Origin of the sequence: Pantoea sp. ACRSC (assembly GCF_022346785.1) — a bacterium.
GTDB lineage: Bacteria > Pseudomonadota > Gammaproteobacteria > Enterobacterales > Enterobacteriaceae > Pantoea > Pantoea alvi.
Map to the genome: position 1 here is coordinate 1 of NZ_JAKRNN010000037.1, position 17213 is coordinate 17213.

The window sequence follows — 17213 nt, forward strand, 5'->3', positions numbered from 1 at the left end:
CAGCACCTGGCACGGCTGGGACGGAAGTCGCTGTCGTTCTCAAAATCGGTGGAGCTGCATGACAAAGTCATCGGGCATTATCTGAACATAAAACACTATCAATAAGTTGGAGTCATTACCCGCGCAGTTTACCTCTACCAGTCGCAGGACGAGCTCGTGCAGATCCTGTGGCTGAGAAGCATCTGTGACTTCCCGCGCTGAAAAAAGAACGATGACCATCAGGGTCGCGCTGACTTTCTGCTCGGGCCTGCTGGGGCCGGGCTGCTCTCCGCAACTCAGAAGGAATTGCCATGACTGAAAAAGAACCGCACGGGCCGTCGGCCAGCTCCACCTCTTCGCCGCAGCTCGAGCGTGGGCTGAGCGAGCGCCATATCCAGATGATCGCGCTGGGCGGCGCCATCGGCACTGGGCTGTTTATGGGTGCCGGCAAGAATATCGCCGTGGCGGGCACCTCGATTCTTATCATCTACGCTCTGGTGGGCTTCTTTATGTATATGGTGATGCGCGCAATGGGCGAGGTGCTGTTATCGAAGCTCGACTATCGCTCCTTCGCCGACTTCGTCGCCGATTATCTGGGCCCCAAAGCCAGCTTTTATCTGGGATGGTCCTACTGGCTGAGCTGGGTGGTGACCTGTATCGCCGACGTGGTGGTCTGCGGCGGCTATATGCAGTACTGGTTTCCTGAAATGTCCGCCTGGATACCGGCACTCATCACGCTGGGCATTCTCTGTTTGTTTAACCTGTTGTCAGTCAAGATGTTCGGCGAGGCGGAGTTCTGGTTTGCCTTAATCAAAGTCATCACCATTGTCGCCCTGATCTTTACCGGCCTGTGGATGGTTGCCACCGGCTGGACCTCGCCCGACGGCGTGCGGGCTTCATTGCAGCATCTGTCTGATCCGGCTGTGTTTTTGCCGCATGGCGTGACGGGCTTTCTCGCGGGTTTTCAGATCGCCATCTTTTCCTATACCGGCGTTGAGCTGCTCGGCACCATGACCGCCGAAACGCGCGAGCCGGAGAAAATTCTGCCGAAAGCGATCAATGCCATTCCGCTGCGCATCATCATTTTCTATATGCTCTCGATGGTGGTGATTATCGCCGTCACCTCTTGGGCGGCGATCTCTCCCGACGTCAGCCCGTTCGTTACCCTGTTTGCCAAAGCGGGGCTGCCTGCCGCCGCCGCGATTATCAACTTTGTAGCGCTCACCTCTGCTATGTCCTCCGCCAACAGCGGCGTGTATTCCAGCACCCGCATGCTCTACGGCCTGTCGGTAGAAAAGCATGCGCACTGGCAGTTTCGCATTCTGTCGAAGAGCACGCGCATTCCCGTGCGCAGCCTGTTTTTCTCCTGCTTCTGCATGCTGAGCGGCACGCTGCTGCTGTTTCTGGTGCCGAACGTGATGACGCTGTTTACCATCGTTTCCACGCTTGCGGCGATACTGGTGATCTACAGCTGGGGCATGATCCTGGTGGCCTATCTGGCCTACCGTAAGCAGCGTCCGGAACTGCATGCGCAGTCGCAGTTTAAAATGCCTGCGGGCATCGTGATGAGCTGGATTAGCTTGCTGTTTTTCGCCTTCTCGGTGGTGATTATGGTCTTCGATCCGGATACGCTGGCCGCGCTTTGCGCCATGCCGTTCTGGTTTTTACTGCTGTGGGTCGTCTGGCGAGTGAAGGCGCGCAAAGCGCACACGCTTAAGGCCGTTCGCAGCGCCTGACGCTGCCTTCGACTTGCCGGCTGCGATCTGCCAAGAAGCCAGGTGGAAAAAGATTGAGAACGATAGCTAATCGTTAGGGCGGGAAGAGAAAAAAAGAAAGCGCTCCTCTGGAGGAGCGCTGCTAATAATTAGCAATGAAACGCCCAGTTTGTGAGCATAAAGAGGAAGCCTGTATGAGGTTATCAAAATATCCCGGCATTGAATCGAATATCAACAAGCGATAACGTTTTTGTTATGCGGTGCATTTATTTATTCGCATAGCCCATAAATGAAAAAAACGCCCGGTAAAGGGCGCAAGCAAGGGGAGTTACATTAATCAAACGTTTCATGAGTTATGGCGCGTAGTCACAATAGCGACCACTTTATTTCGTTGATAATAAACCCTGCTTCAACATCTTTCTCGTAAGCCACTTGCGCTATTGCATTTATCCAGGTCTGCTTTAATCAGCGGCGGCCGCGCCGGTGGGACATCACACTATTTGATTACGATCGCATTCCAGAAAGGGGAGAAAGAAGAAGGGGCAGGCAAGATTAAATGTTGAAGAGGGATTTATGGTTCCAGTCTGATAATGAGGTCTGATTAAAGCATGATATGTCAAATGAGGTGTTAATGAAATCTATCATTTTTATTAACGTCTTTTGATGAAGCTGGAAAGGATGCTAATGCGATTCCCTGACAAACTGGCAGGCTTAATTCTGTTTTTATTTCTTTACTGCTCGGCCGGGTTTCTGGTGTGGCTCTTCCTTATTAAATGTCACACGTTGTTGCGTTTTCTTTTTCATTAATCTGTTGCTGTGCCAGAAATGTTAACGATAATCGTGATCGCAGGTTTTAAAAATTATCCTGTAAACGAACTGCGCAATATGTGTTAACCAGTCTGTATAGCTGTCAGGACTTTTGTGATAAAGGCACTCGGCCGTTTGCAAAATGGCTTTCGCCTGAATTTTGTAAGTAATAAACATTATGAAAAGGATGCCAGCCAGACCCCAAGCGAACTTAATAGAGCTGACTTTTCTGGATGAATCATATATTTGCATTAAATTTCAATAGTTACTGAAAGGAACAATAACAACAATAATGCCATTTTATCGAAAAATCACCTAGTGCTATGTCGCCAGCGTTTTACGCAACCATTACATTATGAGAAGAGACATAAAATAATAGATCGCTGGCTTTTGTAATTTAACTAGTTACACATTTTTGCTGAGATGTACTTACCTTTTTCTACCCAGACCGCGCGGCTGGCGTGCGGTCTGGGGATGTATCTTCGCCTTTATGGGAGCTCGCGCGCAACTTTGTTGCCTGATGGCGTGCGGGTGGACCACCAGCAAAGCAGCGACCCTAGGCTAACCATTGCGGCCCCTTGCCAGAATGATAACGTCAGGTGCGAATGCAGCAGAAATGCCGCCAGTACCGAGGAGAGGATCGGAATAAAGTAGGAGACCGCAGCCAGCAGGTTAACGTTGCCGTGCAGAATGCCAGTATTCCATGCGGCATAGCCAAATCCCATCGCCATTGCGGCCAGCGCCAGGCTGAGCAGCGCCTGCGGCGAAACAGCTAATGCTGGCTGCGGCGACAGCAGAAATTTCACCCACAGGGTCAGTGCAGTCAGGATAAAAAATAGCGTAATGCCGTTGCTGCCGTTCGCAATCTTTTTTGTCACCACGCAGTAAACCGCCCAGATCGCTGCGCCACAAAATGCCAGCCCATAGCTGAGCGGGTTGTCCATAATGTTATTGCCGATCTCGCTCATTGAGAAAGCGTGCTCGCCGCCCAGCACGCGGCAGATCCCCGCGACGGCCAGCAGCAGGCCGGGAATAATCAGCGGGCTGGTTTTTTGCCGGTTAACGAGCGCCGCCAGCACAATCGTCATGCCTGGCCAGAGATAATTCACCATACCGACCTCAATCGCCTGACGGCCGCTGTTGGTAAAGCCGAGCGACAGTGACAGGCAAATTTCGTAACTGACAAATAACAGGCTGCCGACGAGCAGATAGCGCCGCGGAAAGGTGCGCACGCTGGGAAAGCCGACGGTAAAGAGCAGTAGCGCGGCGCTAAAGCTGTAGATCAGCGCCGCGCCGCCGATCGGCCCAAAGCTCTCGCTGACGCTTTTAATCAGGCCGACAATTGTGCTCCACAGCACAATGGCCAGCAGGCCAGTTAGCGTTGCTCTCTTTTGGGACATAACGCTTTACCTCATTTCAGACGTGATCGGCTTAGCAGGTCAGAATACGCAACTGAGTCAGGTCTGCCACCTCTTTATCTATGAACTACCCTTACTGCTTACCCACGGAGGAGAGCAAGATGACTGATGCAACCCTGATCGAAACGCTGCAGTTCGGCCCTGATGATGCCCCAGAGCAGAAATATGAAATTTACGGCGACGACGAAAAAACGCCGACCTATGCGCTGATTTACCGCCAGCACGACGGCGACTGGGAAAAAATGGACGAGAAGCTCACCTTCGCAGCCAGAGATGAGCAAAAAGAGGTGGCCGTCGCCATGGACTACGGCTCTGGCGACAGCCTGCCGGAGCTGCGAGATTTACCCGCGGAAGCCCGCGAACACTGCGAGCGTCACTGGCAAAACAGCCAGCAATAACATGGGCCGGGGAAAGTTCCCGGCTTTTTTTCACCCCCTCGTGCGCCCCTCTCTATCTGCGGTTACGCTCGCAATATCCGATCCTCTGAACTTAACTCAAATTATGTTCATCGCCTGATTGCGCCTTACGGGAGGATCCTTTGGCCAAAAAATTACAACCTGAAGCCGCGGCCGATGTGCTCGTATTGCGGCGCTGGATAACCGTTGGACGTCCCGCTGAAGAGCTGTTTGCGCTCTGGCTGGCACCCGATACCTTACCGCGCATCATGAGCCATTTCGCCACCGTGACGCCCCTTAACAAAAGCGACGCGCAGTGGCAGGTCGACGGGCCGCTCGGCAAACATTACTCATGGGAGAGCCGCATCGTCGAGGCGCAGCCGGGCGACATCATCGCCTGGCAGTCGCTGGAGGGCGCGGACATCCCCAACGAGGGCGAGCTGCTGCTGCGCCCGGCGCCCGGCGAGTGGGGAACCGAACTGGCGCTGACGCTGCGCTTTACGCCGCCGGGCGGTGCGCTGGGCAAAAAGGTCACGACCTTTTTCGATCTCCTGCCTAAAGAGATTGTCAGCAAAGCACTGCACCGCTTTAAAAGTCTGGCCGAAACCGGCGAAATCCCAACCCTTGACGGCCAGCCCGCTGGCCGCCATGCCGACCGTCAGGATAAGGAGAAATAGATGCGCGCACTTTGCTGGAACGGCGTAAACGATCTCAGCGTTGAAACGGTGGCCGATCCCGGCCTGCTCAATCCCCATGATGCGATTATCCGCGTTCGTTTAACGACCACCTGCGGCTCCGATCTCCACGTCATCGACGGCCTGATCCCCAGCATGCGCGAGGGCGATATTCTCGGGCATGAATTTATGGGCGAGGTGGTCGAAGTCGGCAGCGCGGTGAAAAATATTCGCCGTGGCGATCGCGTCGTGGTGCCCTCGTTTATCTCCTGCGGCTCCTGCTGGTACTGCCAGCATCAGCTGCCCTCCTGCTGCGACAACACTAATCCGCAGTGGGAGAAGGGTGAAACGGTGCTGGGCCACCCGACCGGCGGCATTTACGCCTATAGCCACGCCTTTGGCGGCTACGCTGGCTCGCACGCCGAATATGTCCGCGTGCCCTTCGCTGACAACGACTGCTTTGTCGTGCCGGAAGGAGTAAGCGACGAGCAGGCGCTGTTTCTCTCCGACGCGGCGCCGACAGGCTACATGGGCGCGGATTTTTGCAATATTCATCCCGGCGACACCGTTGTGGTGTGGGGCTGCGGCGGCGTAGGCCTGATGGCGCAGCAAAGCGCGTGGCTAATGGGCGCGCATCAGGTTATCGGCATCGACCGCTACCCGGAGCGGCTGGCGATGGCGCGTGACTATGCCGGCAGCATAGCGCTCGATTATACCCAGGTCGATATCAACGAGGCGCTGCTGGAGCTGACCGGCGGTCGCGGCCCGGACAGCTGTATCGACGCTGTCGGCATGGAGGCGCGCGGCGAAGGGCTCAGCCAGGTTTATGATAAAACCAAACAGCTGCTGCATCTGGAAACCGACGTCGGCGCCGCGCTGCGTCAGGCGCTTTACGCTTGCCGCAAAGGCGGCAATATCGCGATTCTGGGGGTATACGGCGTGATGGACAAATTCCCGCTGGGGCTGATGATCAACAAAAGCCTGACGATCCGCACCGCGCAGCAGCACGGCCAGCGCTATATGCATCGGCTGCTGGATCACGTGGCGAAGAACGAGCTTAATCCCGCCTTTATGGCGACGCATCGCTTCTCGCTGGAAGAGGCGCCGCGCGGCTATGAGATGTTCAAGCATAAAGAAGATGGCTGCGTGCGCGCGGTATTCGCCCCCTGAACAGAGCGCCGGGATGGCGCAGCGTCACGTTTTCGTAGTAAAAAAGTCGCAACGTGACGCAACTGAAGGGAACACGATGATTAAGCTTACCGGCCGATTGATTTGTAAAAACACGGAAGAGACGGCGCTGGTGCGCCGTTATCTTCCCGAGCACATCCGGCTGACAAAAGAAGAATCAGGATGCCTTAGCTTCGAAGTGAAGGAGACAGCGGATCCGCTTATCTGGTCGGTAGAAGAGCGGTTCACCAGCCAGCAAACCTTCGATATGCATCAGGCCAGAACCCAAGCCTCGGCGTGGGGGCGGGAAACTGTGGCGATTGCCCGTGAGTACGCCATCGTGGAGATCGCCTGACGTCTCGGAACGTACCGCCAGCAGGGAACCCGCCGCCGCGGCCGGTTCCTTTTTTATGACCAGCCTTAATCCCCTTGAATCGCTATCTGGACAATCAGGCAACAGATTTCCAGAAACAGGCAACCCCGCTTTCGCTTAGCCGTCTAGACTTAACGGATTGCACACCACAATAGACTTCCTCATAACGTGCATAACACGCCATTTTAAACCCCGTTAAATACTGGAAACGAGCTATGTCTGAAAATCTACAACTGCAGCTGGCGATCAACGGGCAACCGCATACGATGCGGGTGGATCCCCGCGTCACCCTGCTTGACGCGCTGCGCGAGCACCTGACGCTTACCGGTACCAAAAAAGGATGCGATCAGGGACAGTGCGGCGCTTGTACGGTGCTCATCAATGGAAAACGCGTGCTGAGCTGCCTGACGCTGGCGGCCCAGGCTAACGGCCAGTCGGTCACCACCATCGAAGGCCTGGCGCAGGCCGACGGCACCCTGCATCCGGTGCAGGCGCGCTTTCTGGAACACGACGCCTTTCAGTGCGGCTACTGCACCCCAGGGCAGATTATGTCGGCCGTGGCCTGTATCGACGAGGGGCATGCCGGCTCGGCGGACGAAATCCGTGAATATATGAGCGGCAATCTTTGCCGCTGCGGCGCCTATCCCAATATCGTCGAGGCGATCCAGCAGGCGGCCGCCGACCTTAGCAAGGAGGCGACATGAACCCATTCGACTACGTCGGCGTCAGCGATGCCGATGACGCGCTGCGGCAGAAGCAGCGCGCGGACAGCCGCTTTCTGGCAGGCGGCACCACCCAGATCGATCTGATGAAATGCGACGTCGAACAGCCCGCCGCGCTCATTGACATCAACCAGCTTGCGGAGATGCGCGAAATTGCCTTTACGGCGGATACGCTGCGCATCGGCGCGCTGGCGCGTATGAGCGAGGTTGAGAATCATCCTGAATGCCAGCAGAACGCGCCCGCGATTTATGACAGCCTGTGGCAGGCGGCGTCGCCGCAGCTGCGCAACATGGCGTCGATAGGCGGCAATCTGCTGCAGCGCACCCGCTGCGTCTATTTCCGCGATCCCCATACCTTTTCAGCCTGCAATAAACGCCAGCCGGGATCCGGCTGCGCCGCGCGCGGCGGCGTCAACGGCAACCACGCCATTCTGGGCACCAGCGAAAGCTGCATCGCGGTTTATCCCGGCGACCTGGCGGTGGCGCTGACCGCCTTCGAGGCGGTCGTCATCGTACGCAACGCCGCCCAGCGCGAACGCCGCATTCCCATCGATGAATTCTACCTGCTGCCGGGCGATACGCCGCATCTGGAGCACGATCTGGGGCCGGACGAGATGATCGTAGCGGTGGAACTGCCGTTAACGCCGGCGCTGCGCCAGTCCCACTATCTGAAAGTGCGCGATCGCAGCTCCTATGAGTTCGCCGCCGCCAGCGCGGCGGTCGGCATCGAGCTTGATGGCGACCGCATCCGCGATCTGCGCATTGCCGTCGGCGGCGTGGCGACGAAACCCTGGCGCGCGCGGCACGTCGAAGGGGCGCTGCGCGGTCAGCCGTTCAACGAGCAAACCCTGCGCCGCGCCGCCGAGCTGGTCGTGCAGGACGCCGAGCTGCTGCCGCAAAACCAGCACAAGAAACTGCTGGCGCCGCGCGCCATCGCACGCGCGTTGATGAAAGCGGGCGGCATGGCTTAACAGGCCGAACAGAGAGGATTAACAATGGATACGGCAGAAAAGAGTTATCAGGCGCTGGGTGAAAAGCGCGAGCGCGGCGACGGCGTCGTTAAGGTGACTGGCGAAGCGCGCTATGCGGTTGAGCATCAGCCGGAAAACGCGGCGTACGGCGTGGTGATCCAGTCCACCGTTGCCAGCGGACGCATTACCCGCATGGATACCGAAAAGGCGCGTCAGGCGCCGGGCGTGCTGGCGGTTTACACCCACCTCAACAGCCTGAAAATCAATAAGCCGACCGCCATCGCCGACGGCGGCGCGGCGCAGTCCACCTATACGCCGATTCAGAACAATAAGATTATCCATAACGGCCAGAATATCGGCCTGGTGGTGGCGGAGACCTTCGAGCAGGCCACCTGGGCAGCCACTCTGGTGGAAGTGGAGTATGAGACGGAGCCGGCGCTGGTTTACCCGGACGATCCGCGCGCCGCGCGTAAAGAGAGCAGCGGCACCAACATCGATCTCGGCGATGCCCATCAGGCGATGGCGCAGGCGGAAGTAAAAATCAAAGGGCGTTACGCGACGCCGCGCGAATACAACATGCCGATGGAGCCGCACGCCTGCGTCGCCTCCTGGCAGAATGAGCGTATGACGGTCTGGGAACCGAGTCAGTGGGTGATGGGCGCGCAGACCGAAATCGCCGAATGGCTGGGCCTTGAGGTTGACCAGGTGCGCATCATCTCCCCCTACGTAGGCGGCGGTTTCGGCTCTAAGCCGGTGCCCTATACTCATGTGGCGCTTGCCTGCGTCGCTTCGCGCGCGCTGGGACGGCCGGTTAAAGTCTCTTTAACCCGGCCGCAAACCTTTACCGGGCTCGGCGGTCGTCCGGCGACGATCCAGAACCTTGAGATGGGCGCCTCGCGCGACGGCAAAATTCTGGCGATTATCCATGACGGCCTGAGCGACACCTCGCTGATCGACACCTTCGCCGAGGGCACCAATAAAGTGACAGGCCGTCTCTACGCCGTGCCGAACGTCTATTCGCGTCACTACGTGGCGGCGATCAACACCGTCACGCCAGGCTGGATGCGCGCGCCGGGCGAGAACCCGAGCGCCTTCGGACTGGAAGTGGCGATGGACGAGATGGCCTATGCGCTGGGAATCGATCCGCTGGAATTTCGCCTGCGCAACTGGGCCGATCATGACTATCAGCTGAATGCGCCCTGGAGCACGCGCCGGTTGAAAGAGGCCTACGCCGCCGCCGCTGAAGCCTTTGGCTGGGACCAGCGCAGCATGGCGCCGCGCTCGATGCGCGAAGGGCGCGAGCTGATTGGCTGGGGCATGGCGACCGCCACCTATCCGGTCAGCCGCTCGCCCGCCGAAGCGAAGCTGATTTTCCACAGCGACGGCAGCCTGGTGGTGCAGAGCGCCGGGGCGGATATCGGCACCGGCACCTATACCATTCTGGCGCAGACCGCCGCCGAGGTGCTGCACATTCCTTCGCGTCAGATTCGCGTCGAGCTGGGCGATACTGATTTGCCGCGCGCCGGCGTAGCAGGCGGCTCGCAGCTGGCGGGCAATCTTACCGCGGCGGTGCACAAGACGGCGGAAGCGATGCGCGAGAAACTCTTTACCCTGGCGACCGAATCGCCTGGCTCGCCGCTGTTTCAGGCGGATCGCGAGCAGCTGGTGCTGCGTGACGGCGCAGTATGCGTGAAAAACCAGCCCGATCGCGCCATTCGCTACGACAAACTGGTAGAGCTGAACGACTCGCTGACGCTTTCCGTGGTCTCCGGCACTTTCTCTGAAGAGGAGAGCGAAGAGGATCGCGATCGGGCGGTGCACTCGATGTCGAAGATGACGCGTCCTGAAGCCTTTTCGGCGCACAGCTGGGGCGCGCAGTTCGTTGAGGTGCGCGTCGACGAGGATTTCGGCACCGTGCGGGTTAAACGGCTGGTTTCCGCTTTCGACAGCGGACGGCTTTATAACCCTCAGCTGGCGCGCAGCCAGTGGATTGGCGGCATGGTGATGGGGCTGGGCCAGGCGCTGCTGGAAGGCGGCGTTATCGATCCGCGCAACGCCCGCGTCATCAATAACAACCTGGCGGACTACCTGATCGCCGTGAATGCTGACGTGCCGGAGATCGTCACCATCGACGTCGGCGAGCCGGATCATCACGCCACCCTGATGGGCGGCAAAGCGGTCGGCGAGTTAGGCATTGTGGGCATGGCGGCGGCCATCAGCAACGCCGTCTATCACGCGACCGGCAAGCGCATTCGCGATCTGCCGCTCTCTCTGGATAAACTGATCGACTAAAGCGCGGCGGCGATGCCGGACAGGCATCGCCGTCTCTTTTACGACAGATCCCTTCATTCTTAAATCACCGGCAGTTTTTCATCTTCGTGAATATACTGTTACTCACAGTGCCAGTGATAACAAGAGTCACTCTCTGCCACTCAATGCCATAACGGATCGCATGATCTCTTTCACGGACGAACTTTTCTGAGGAGCCTGTTGATGACATCGTCCGCTGCAAAAGTCAGTGCTGGTCTTGGTCTGGCGTTTCTTATGCTGTTTAATTCCGCTTTCGCCGCGCCCCTGACGTCAGGCGGTTCTCTGACGTTTAGCGGCGCGATCGCCCAGGATCCCTGCCAGTTAACCCCAGGCGCCAGCCGCATCACCTTCGCCTGCCAGGACAACAACGGCGTTCATACGCAGCAAATCGGCCTTCAGCAGGTGGCGCAGGGCGATGTGGTTTTGCCTGGCGTGGACCATGTCAGCCTGACTTACCTTGACCCGCAAAAGTCGAAGGCGGTGGTTCGGGTCGACTATAACTAATTCGCTTTGTTGCAGGACCTGCGAGGCTCTGCAACAGCTCACGCTGGCCGCGTAAAAAGGGAATTTCGATTAATCAGAGATTTCTCTCCGGCCAGTAGGTTGACATCAATTTAATTTGATTCAATATTATCACGACCTCACAGGATGACGCTGTGCCGCTCTCTTTCGATCAGATAATAAGCAGCAACACCATGAATGTAGAATTACCAGAAACCTGCGGCGGCGCTTCGCAAGGCAGCGCGCCTGTTACCGTCGATCAGTTTCTCTGCTTTGCGCTCTACTCCGCGTCGCTGGCGATGACCAAGCTCTATCAGTCGCGTCTGAAGCCGCTAGGGCTGACCTATCCGCAATATCTGGTTCTGCTGGCGCTGTGGGAAACCGACAATGTCACCGTCTCTGAGCTGGGGACGCGCGTCCATCTTGATTCGGGCACGCTGAGCCAGCTGCTCAAAAGGCTGGAGCAGGCGGGCCTGATCAGTAGACGGCGCGACGTAGGACATGACGAGCGTCGCGTGCTGATTACGCTGACGCCAGCGGGAACCGCGCTGAAATCTGAGGCCGCTGGCGTGCCGGCGGATATGATCTCAGTTATGGATACGCCGCTTGAGGAGCTATCCGATCTGACCAGCCGGGTCGCCGCTCTGCGGCAGAAACTGATAAAGGCGATTCCCTGATCGTCCGGATGTAGACATTTCCCAGGCGCAGCTGTCAGGGATTAAAACGATAATGACCAGCATGGACAAAGGCCTTGTGAGCACTGAAAAAGCAGAAGATCCAGACGAAATTCATGCGGCGATCGGAGAGATAGCGTCGCTGCTGTTGAAAGCGGGAAAGCCGCTTGAGCTGGCGGGGCTGAGCACGATGCTCACACAACAAGCTGAACAGACGGCGGATGCGTCGCTGCAAAAAAATTATCGTGATGCGGCACGCTTTGTCGCTGAAAAAATCGGGTCATAACGGCAGCTGTCAGTGAAGAGTGGGCTCGCTCTCCGGCCAGTCGTCGTTGCCAAAGAAGGCGCTGTTCTGGTCCGACTGGCCTGCTGCGCTGATCAACTCGGCAATCGCGCGCTGAAAGGCTCGCTGCCGGATGGGATTGCGCTCAGACGCTGCCATCGTCTGAAGTTGCGCCACGACGTGCTCGGCAAAAACGGGCGAATCCTGCGCCAGTAGCGCCATCACGGCTTCGCCTGTCAAAATATCTACCAGCTTTTCATCGTCATTTTTGCTCATATTGCCATCATATTATTTAGTTTGATCTGGACGCAGGCGAAAACGCTACCCTGAACGGTTGCGTCTCGGGCAGACGTTGCGCCCTGCGCAACGCCACGGTTGCAGAGAAAATTGCTTTGCGCCTGATTAGCTTATCAAGTTTATAACATTTTGCCTTTTGATTTTCATGCAGCAAAATAAATATCTGTTTTAAAAGATTAATTTCTCGAAGTGGATTCTCATTCTTATTCTGACGCAAGGCGAGCAGATTCGCAGCCTCGCGTCATTTCTGTTGCCTCAAGCGCCTGACGCGCGTGTTATTAAGGCTGATGAAGGGTTTTGCTGCCCGCGTCGGCAATGGCGATTTCTGCCGGATTTGCCGTTCCGCTCACGCCAATCGCGCCCGTCACCTCGTCGTTAACTGTCACTGTCGCGCCGCCGCCAAGCGGCACCATATTGGGCAGCGTGGCTATCGCTGGCTCTGTGCCATTGGCTCGCGCCATATATTTGTCGGTCGAGGTGCGATACAGCGCCGCCGCGCGTCCTTTTTGCATCGAAGAGTCAATACAGCCCGGCGGCGCGTTATCCATGCGTTTGAAGGCCAGCAGCTGTCCGGCTCGATCGAGCACGGCAATGCAAACCTGCGCTTTCAGCGACTGCGCCTGCGTCTCCGCACGCGCAATAATGCGCTGTGCATCATCGGCGCTCAAGATAGTTTGGGTCTGCGTGGCGCTGACTGTGGCGGTCCACAACGCGGCAAGGGCGCAGAGTGCGCTACAGAGAGGTGCTTTCATGGAGTCTCCTTTTATGAGATCGATATCGCCATACTCCCAGACAGATCAGCAGTGCCAGCAGGCCTGCTCCTGCCCACGGCGCGCGCTGCAACCAGAGCGAATGCCTGGGATGGCGCAGGGTGTGATTAACCTGCTCTTCGGTAATGTGCTGTCCGGCCGCGCCGAACTGTGTTGAGACATAGTCCAGCAGACGCGCCAGCTCGGCGCTGCTCATCTGGCTGGAGAATGCCGGCATAAAGGCGTGGCCTGACGCGGTGGTGCGGTCTACCCCCTCTGCGACGGTCATAATCAGATTGGCGGGATTAGCGTTGAGCACCGCCGAGGTGCCGGTTAGCCGGGGAAAGGTTTGCGGCGCGTCACGGCTGCCTTCGCCCTGCGCGCCGTGGCAGCTTGCGCAGGCGGCGTTATAAAGCTGCGCGCCGCTCATCTGCTCGCCGCCGATGGCGCCGCGCAGCGTCGCGGACGGTCCGGTCTCGAACGCTGCAATAGCGCGCGGAGGTGGCGTCGGCGCAGCATGCGTACTGGCCGGCGCGTGACCCAGCGTCAACAGATAGCGGGCGACAGAGCGTCGATCGCTGTCGGTCAGGCGGGAAAAAGAGTTTTCCACTACGGTCGCCATTTCGCCCGCCGCGATGGCTTTGCCCGGCAGCGAGCCGGTTTTAAGGTAGGTCGCCAGTTCCGTTTCGGACCAGGCGTAAAGGCGCGCCTGAGTCAGATCGGGTGCCTGCCAGCTGCCGACGGCTCCGCCGCGCAGGAAGCTCGCGCTTTTCTCCGCCATCAGCACGTTGCGCGGCGTGTGACAGCTGCCGCAATGTCCCAGCGTTTTCACCAGATACTCGCCGCGCGCGTCGCCGATCGCTTCAGCGCTGCCGCTGGCGAGTGGCTGGGGTGACAGGAACAGGCCGTTCCAGAGCGCCATCATCGCGCGCCAGGAGAAAGGGAAAGGGAGCTGCGTCGCGGGCACCTGATGATCTTCGGCGGGCACGCCCGTCATAAACCAGGCGTACAGCGCCGCGATATCCTCATCGGTCAGCGAGGCAAACGCGGTATAGGGCATCGCGGGATAGAGATAGCTACCATCCCGCCGCCGGCCCTCGCGCATGACGCGGCGAAAATCCGCCAGAGAGTAGTTTCCGATGCCGTTAACGCGCGATGGTGTGATATTGGTGGCGATAATGTCTCCCAGCGGCGAGGAGATGCGATAGCCGCCGGAAAAGGGATGACCGTTATCCGGGTTGCGATGGCAGGCGGAACAGTCGCCTGCGATAGCCAGATATTCGCCGCGCTTCAGAGTGGCGCTATCGGGCTGCGCTAGCGCCAGCGCGGGTAAAAACAGCAGGAGAAAGGTTGCCGTTCGCATGTTCACAGCTCCCGAATCAGCGTATCGGCCAGACGGAGCGCCAGCGCGATGCCCGTCAGGGTGGGATTTACGGTGGCGGAGGTGGGCATCACGCCGGTAGAGGCGATAAACAGGTTGGCGTGATCCCAGCTGCGGCAGTGCGCATCGACCACCGAGTCGCGCGAATCGTCGCCCATTATCGTGGTGCCCATGATGTGATACTGATTGCGCCAGCCGGTGGGCGCCTCCACCATCTCGCCATTAAACGCCATCAGGAAATTAGCGAAGTCGCGGTAGGCCTGCGGTCGCATGCCGCGGACATAGCTGTCCAGCTGATAGTTAACCTGCAGGGTCGGCAGGCCAGCCCCGTCGCGCCGCGTTGGGTGAGGAGTGACCCGGTTCGTGGGGCTGGGCAGGGTTTCGCTCATGGTGCTGATATTCATAATGCGCGAGGCGCGGTCGCGTATCGCCGCGTCCAGCTCGCGTCCCACCAGCCCCTGCCTGAGCAGCGCGGGTGTCACATCGCCTATTCGGCACCAGATTGCGCAGCGCGTAGCGGATAGCGGAGTGTTGCGCGCGGGTGGGTTCATCACGTCGGGTGGCGATGCTGCCGTGCTGCACCGAGCCGCGTCCAGTCCAGAGCGGTTCGTCGGCAAGAAAAGTCATGCTCAGTCCGGTGTGATCCATCAGGTTGCGTCCGACCTGATCGGAACTGTTTGCCACATCAGACATCAGCAGCAGCTTCGGAGATTCCAGCCCATGCGCCGCCACCACGAACGCCTTTGCGCTCAGGCGCACGTCGCGGCCGTCAGGTTTGCGATAGTGCACCGCGACGATGTGGTTTTTCGGCCCCTTCTCCAGCTTCCAGGCGACCGACTCGGTGCGCAGATCGACCCCCAGCGCCACCGCTTTATCAACGTGCATATCCCCTGAGTACATCGGCCCGATAGGGCAAACAGGTTCACAGTTATTGTTGCCGGCGCAGGCGGGACGGCCGTCATAAGGGCGAGAAACGCGCGCGTGCGGCTCATGGATCACCTGGTAGCCTAACGGTCCGAGCTTCGCCTGCATGCGCTGCACCATGTAGGGCTTCGCCTCCGGCGGCAAGGGATAGGGCGCGGAGCACGGCGGCCAGGCGTCGCGTCCCTGACCGCTCTGATCTTCCTCTGCGGTGCCGACCACGCCCACCTCGCGCTCCGCGCGCAGATACCAGGGTTCCAGATCGTCATAGGCAATCGGCCAGTCACGCCCGACGCCGTAAACGCTTTTCAGTTTGAAGTCGTTGGGCAGCAGCCGCCAGCAGGCGGACGCCCAGTGACGCGTGCTGCCGCCAGCCACCTTGAGAAAGCTGGTGACATAGTGGAAATCGTCATCGCCCTGCGTCTCAATATAGCCGTCGCTGTAGCTGTTCGGCGCCCAGGGCAAATTAGGATAGGGTGCGCACCAGTTGCGTTTACTGGGACTGTTGCGATAGTTGTCGACCACTTTCCAGCGCGGAATATAGGGTCCGGCCTCCAGCATGATGACCGACTTGCCCGCTTTCGCCAGCTGATATGCCGCATTTGCTCCCAGGGCGCCCGATCCGATAATCACTACGTCGGCGTCATAGTGCGTCATGAGCCATCTCCAGTGCCGTCGGTGAGGCGCAAGGCCTCCGCATAGGTTCTGGCGCGTCCTTCCACCATTGCCAGCCAGGCCGGTTGCGGCTGCGCGATGCCAGATGCCGCGCGCGGCGACGCCTTTCCCCAGGCGTGAATCGTTGCCGGCATCTGTGGCGCGCTGACGCCATCCGGTACCGCCTGCCAGTAGTCGCTGCCGCGCTGCGAGTAGGAGGGGCGCGGCGTAAGGTCGGCGGTGGGCTCGTACATCAGGGCGGAGAGAAAACTGACAAAGGGCGCGTCGTCAGTAGCGCGCGTGGTGGCGGGATTGCCGGTATAGCCAAGGTACCAGGGGGTAATGATGGCCAGCGCGGTGTTGACCTCCTCTTCGGACAGCGACGCCAGCAGCGCCTCAGGTGCGCGAGCCTCGCTGCGGCTAAGGTGTTCGGCCAGCTGCGCCAGACGCTGGGGAAACAGCGGGTTCTGGCGCGTTAACAGCGCGTACAAACGCTGACTGATGGTCGGATCCAGCTGCTGGCGTCCGGTTAGCGCCTGGCTGACACGGTGAAAGCGGTTCTCTGGTTCGGCGGCGGTGGCCAGCGAGCCAGTAATGGGCACGCTAATGATGATGCCTGATGCGAGCATCAGACGCAGAAAGTGACGCCTGTTCATTTTTACTCCGGGTACGGGTAAGGAAAAGGAAATAACATTTTTTTTAAATTGAGATGCGCTTATTATTTTTGAAATATATTTTTAGCCAGTTATCCAGACTCCATTTTCCTGCGCCATGAATAAATAAAAGTAAAAATCCCGCACAGTAGGAGATGTTTTTCAACCAGACCATAAGATGCACATGCGAATAGCCGGGATAAAACAGAAAGCCTGACGACAGCGAAAGTGCCACCATGAAAACACAGGTAAAACGCGTCAGAAATCCAAATGTTATCGCCGTGCTTCCCGCCACCGCCAGTAAAATAACCCAGGGGGGGAAATAGCCGGATACGTGATGTTCACGTATAAGAATTATATTCTCATCATAATGAATTATTTTATCCAGGCCGGAAATAAAAAAGAGTCCGACCGCAAACAGGCGCGACAGCGCCCATATGCCGTTTTTGGTAATGACTCCAACTTATTGATAGTGTTTTATGTTCAGATAATGCCCGATGACTTTGTCATGCAGCTCCACCGATTTTGAGAACGACAGCGACTTCCGTCCCAGCCGTGCCAGGTGCTGC

General features: G+C 58.2%; 21 protein-coding genes. 12 read left to right on the forward strand and 9 right to left on the reverse strand.

From position 1 onward, the window contains the following. Together MHZ97_RS21395 and MHZ97_RS21400 are read left to right on the forward strand one after the other, a co-directional pair. Positions 1-105, forward strand: a 105-nt coding sequence (locus tag MHZ97_RS21395) for an IS1 family transposase (protein ID WP_000300949.1), incomplete at its 5' end; no start/stop codon positions are given. Between the two features lie 185 nt (positions 106-290). Next, entirely contained in the window at positions 291-1715 is a 1425-nt protein-coding gene (locus tag MHZ97_RS21400; RefSeq protein WP_033755689.1) for an amino acid permease, read from the forward strand. Positions 1716-2989: 1274 nt separating this feature from the next. Here MHZ97_RS21400 and yddG read toward each other — a convergent pair. Further along, positions 2990-3901, reverse strand: a complete 912-nt coding sequence (gene yddG / locus MHZ97_RS21405) for an aromatic amino acid DMT transporter YddG (RefSeq protein WP_033755691.1) — start codon at positions 3899-3901, stop codon at positions 2990-2992. A gap of 119 nt (positions 3902-4020) precedes the next feature. Here yddG and MHZ97_RS21410 point away from each other — a divergent pair, with 119 nt between their 5' ends. The 10 genes from MHZ97_RS21410 (at position 4021) to MHZ97_RS21455 (ending at position 11992) form a co-directional block, all read left to right on the forward strand. Beyond that, the gene (locus MHZ97_RS21410; protein ID WP_103797679.1) at positions 4021-4317 is read left to right on the forward strand and encodes a hypothetical protein; all 297 of its coding nucleotides are present in this window, start codon (positions 4021-4023) and stop codon (positions 4315-4317) included. A 140-nt stretch (positions 4318-4457) separates the two neighbouring features. Beyond that, a complete protein-coding gene (locus MHZ97_RS21415) occupies positions 4458-4991 on the forward strand; it encodes an SRPBCC family protein (protein ID WP_048782285.1) in 534 nt (177 codons plus the stop codon). Beyond that, positions 4992-6158, forward strand: coding sequence for a zinc-dependent alcohol dehydrogenase (locus tag MHZ97_RS21420; RefSeq protein ID WP_033755695.1), 1167 nt, complete (start codon positions 4992-4994; stop codon positions 6156-6158). Positions 6159-6234: 76 nt separating this feature from the next. Then, the gene (locus tag MHZ97_RS21425) at positions 6235-6510 is read left to right on the forward strand and encodes a putative quinol monooxygenase (RefSeq protein ID WP_033755756.1); all 276 of its coding nucleotides are present in this window, start codon (positions 6235-6237) and stop codon (positions 6508-6510) included. 233 nt (positions 6511-6743) lie between these two features. After that, positions 6744-7232: a (2Fe-2S)-binding protein gene (locus MHZ97_RS21430; protein ID WP_033755697.1), complete on the forward strand. Its 489-nt coding sequence runs from the start codon at positions 6744-6746 to the stop codon at positions 7230-7232. Then, positions 7229-8221, forward strand: coding sequence for a xanthine dehydrogenase family protein subunit M (locus MHZ97_RS21435; protein ID WP_033755699.1), 993 nt, complete (start codon positions 7229-7231; stop codon positions 8219-8221). The genes MHZ97_RS21430 and MHZ97_RS21435 overlap by 4 nt, the downstream gene beginning before the upstream one ends. A gap of 24 nt (positions 8222-8245) precedes the next feature. After that, complete coding sequence (locus MHZ97_RS21440; protein ID WP_103797677.1) at positions 8246-10513, forward strand: xanthine dehydrogenase family protein molybdopterin-binding subunit; 2268 nt, start codon at positions 8246-8248, stop codon at positions 10511-10513. A 201-nt stretch (positions 10514-10714) separates the two neighbouring features. Then, positions 10715-11035, forward strand: a complete 321-nt coding sequence (locus tag MHZ97_RS21445) for a hypothetical protein (RefSeq protein WP_127908358.1) — start codon at positions 10715-10717, stop codon at positions 11033-11035. A gap of 191 nt (positions 11036-11226) precedes the next feature. After that, on the forward strand, positions 11227-11709 hold the full coding sequence (locus MHZ97_RS21450; RefSeq protein WP_033755757.1) for a MarR family winged helix-turn-helix transcriptional regulator: 483 nt from the start codon (positions 11227-11229) through the stop codon (positions 11707-11709). Positions 11710-11761: 52 nt separating this feature from the next. Beyond that, positions 11762-11992 (forward strand): hypothetical protein, encoded by a 231-nt coding sequence (locus tag MHZ97_RS21455; RefSeq protein WP_033755703.1) that lies wholly within the window; start codon positions 11762-11764, stop codon positions 11990-11992. A 9-nt stretch (positions 11993-12001) separates the two neighbouring features. On the opposite strand, the gene MHZ97_RS21460 is transcribed toward MHZ97_RS21455, so the two are convergent. The 8 genes from MHZ97_RS21460 to MHZ97_RS21495 form a co-directional block, all read right to left on the reverse strand. Then, positions 12002-12265 carry a hypothetical protein gene (locus MHZ97_RS21460; RefSeq protein WP_051905664.1) on the reverse strand — a complete coding sequence of 88 codons (264 nt, stop codon included), beginning with the start codon at positions 12263-12265 and terminating at the stop codon, positions 12002-12004. Positions 12266-12564: 299 nt separating this feature from the next. Beyond that, positions 12565-13038, reverse strand: a complete 474-nt coding sequence (locus MHZ97_RS21465; RefSeq protein WP_033755705.1) for a heme-binding protein — start codon at positions 13036-13038, stop codon at positions 12565-12567. Further along, positions 13019-14398, reverse strand: a complete 1380-nt coding sequence (locus tag MHZ97_RS21470; protein WP_033755706.1) for a cytochrome c — start codon at positions 14396-14398, stop codon at positions 13019-13021. Before MHZ97_RS21470 ends, MHZ97_RS21465 begins: the two co-directional genes overlap by 20 nt. Before the next feature lie 2 nt (positions 14399-14400). Next, complete coding sequence (locus MHZ97_RS21475) at positions 14401-14805, reverse strand: GMC oxidoreductase (protein ID WP_239315627.1); 405 nt, start codon at positions 14803-14805, stop codon at positions 14401-14403. Beyond that, complete coding sequence (locus tag MHZ97_RS21480) at positions 14717-15994, reverse strand: FAD-dependent oxidoreductase (protein WP_239315626.1); 1278 nt, start codon at positions 15992-15994, stop codon at positions 14717-14719. The genes MHZ97_RS21475 and MHZ97_RS21480 overlap by 89 nt, the downstream gene beginning before the upstream one ends. Then, on the reverse strand, positions 15991-16647 hold the full coding sequence (locus tag MHZ97_RS21485; protein WP_239315625.1) for a sorbitol dehydrogenase family protein: 657 nt from the start codon (positions 16645-16647) through the stop codon (positions 15991-15993). Before MHZ97_RS21485 ends, MHZ97_RS21480 begins: the two co-directional genes overlap by 4 nt. Positions 16648-16690: 43 nt before the next feature. Further along, positions 16691-17098 carry a DoxX family protein gene (locus tag MHZ97_RS21490; protein WP_309242207.1) on the reverse strand — a complete coding sequence of 136 codons (408 nt, stop codon included), beginning with the start codon at positions 17096-17098 and terminating at the stop codon, positions 16691-16693. A gap of 9 nt (positions 17099-17107) precedes the next feature. Next, the coding region (locus MHZ97_RS21495; RefSeq protein ID WP_000300949.1) for an IS1 family transposase at positions 17108-17213 on the reverse strand (106 nt) is incomplete at its 5' end.

Excerpts from the sequence above, each read along its gene's own strand:
- MHZ97_RS21435 (WP_033755699.1), top strand. The coding sequence starts at position 7,229 with ATGAACCCATTCGACTACGTCGGCGTCAGCGATGCCGATGACGCGCTG.
- MHZ97_RS21465 (WP_033755705.1), bottom strand. The coding sequence starts at position 13,038 with ATGAAAGCACCTCTCTGTAGCGCACTCTGCGCCCTTGCCGCGTTGTGG.
- MHZ97_RS21450 (WP_033755757.1), top strand. The coding sequence starts at position 11,227 with ATGAATGTAGAATTACCAGAAACCTGCGGCGGCGCTTCGCAAGGCAGC.
- MHZ97_RS21430 (WP_033755697.1), top strand. The coding sequence starts at position 6,744 with ATGTCTGAAAATCTACAACTGCAGCTGGCGATCAACGGGCAACCGCAT.
- MHZ97_RS21425 (WP_033755756.1), top strand. The coding sequence starts at position 6,235 with ATGATTAAGCTTACCGGCCGATTGATTTGTAAAAACACGGAAGAGACG.
- MHZ97_RS21480 (WP_239315626.1), bottom strand. The coding sequence starts at position 15,994 with ATGACGCACTATGACGCCGACGTAGTGATTATCGGATCGGGCGCCCTG.
- MHZ97_RS21445 (WP_127908358.1), top strand. The coding sequence starts at position 10,715 with ATGACATCGTCCGCTGCAAAAGTCAGTGCTGGTCTTGGTCTGGCGTTT.
- MHZ97_RS21485 (WP_239315625.1), bottom strand. The coding sequence starts at position 16,647 with ATGAACAGGCGTCACTTTCTGCGTCTGATGCTCGCATCAGGCATCATC.
- MHZ97_RS21475 (WP_239315627.1), bottom strand. The coding sequence starts at position 14,805 with ATGAGCGAAACCCTGCCCAGCCCCACGAACCGGGTCACTCCTCACCCA.
- MHZ97_RS21470 (WP_033755706.1), bottom strand. The coding sequence starts at position 14,398 with ATGCGAACGGCAACCTTTCTCCTGCTGTTTTTACCCGCGCTGGCGCTA.
- yddG (WP_033755691.1), bottom strand. The coding sequence starts at position 3,901 with ATGTCCCAAAAGAGAGCAACGCTAACTGGCCTGCTGGCCATTGTGCTG.
- MHZ97_RS21400 (WP_033755689.1), top strand. The coding sequence starts at position 291 with ATGACTGAAAAAGAACCGCACGGGCCGTCGGCCAGCTCCACCTCTTCG.
- MHZ97_RS21440 (WP_103797677.1), top strand. The coding sequence starts at position 8,246 with ATGGATACGGCAGAAAAGAGTTATCAGGCGCTGGGTGAAAAGCGCGAG.
- MHZ97_RS21455 (WP_033755703.1), top strand. The coding sequence starts at position 11,762 with ATGACCAGCATGGACAAAGGCCTTGTGAGCACTGAAAAAGCAGAAGAT.
- MHZ97_RS21410 (WP_103797679.1), top strand. The coding sequence starts at position 4,021 with ATGACTGATGCAACCCTGATCGAAACGCTGCAGTTCGGCCCTGATGAT.
- MHZ97_RS21460 (WP_051905664.1), bottom strand. The coding sequence starts at position 12,265 with ATGAGCAAAAATGACGATGAAAAGCTGGTAGATATTTTGACAGGCGAA.
- MHZ97_RS21420 (WP_033755695.1), top strand. The coding sequence starts at position 4,992 with ATGCGCGCACTTTGCTGGAACGGCGTAAACGATCTCAGCGTTGAAACG.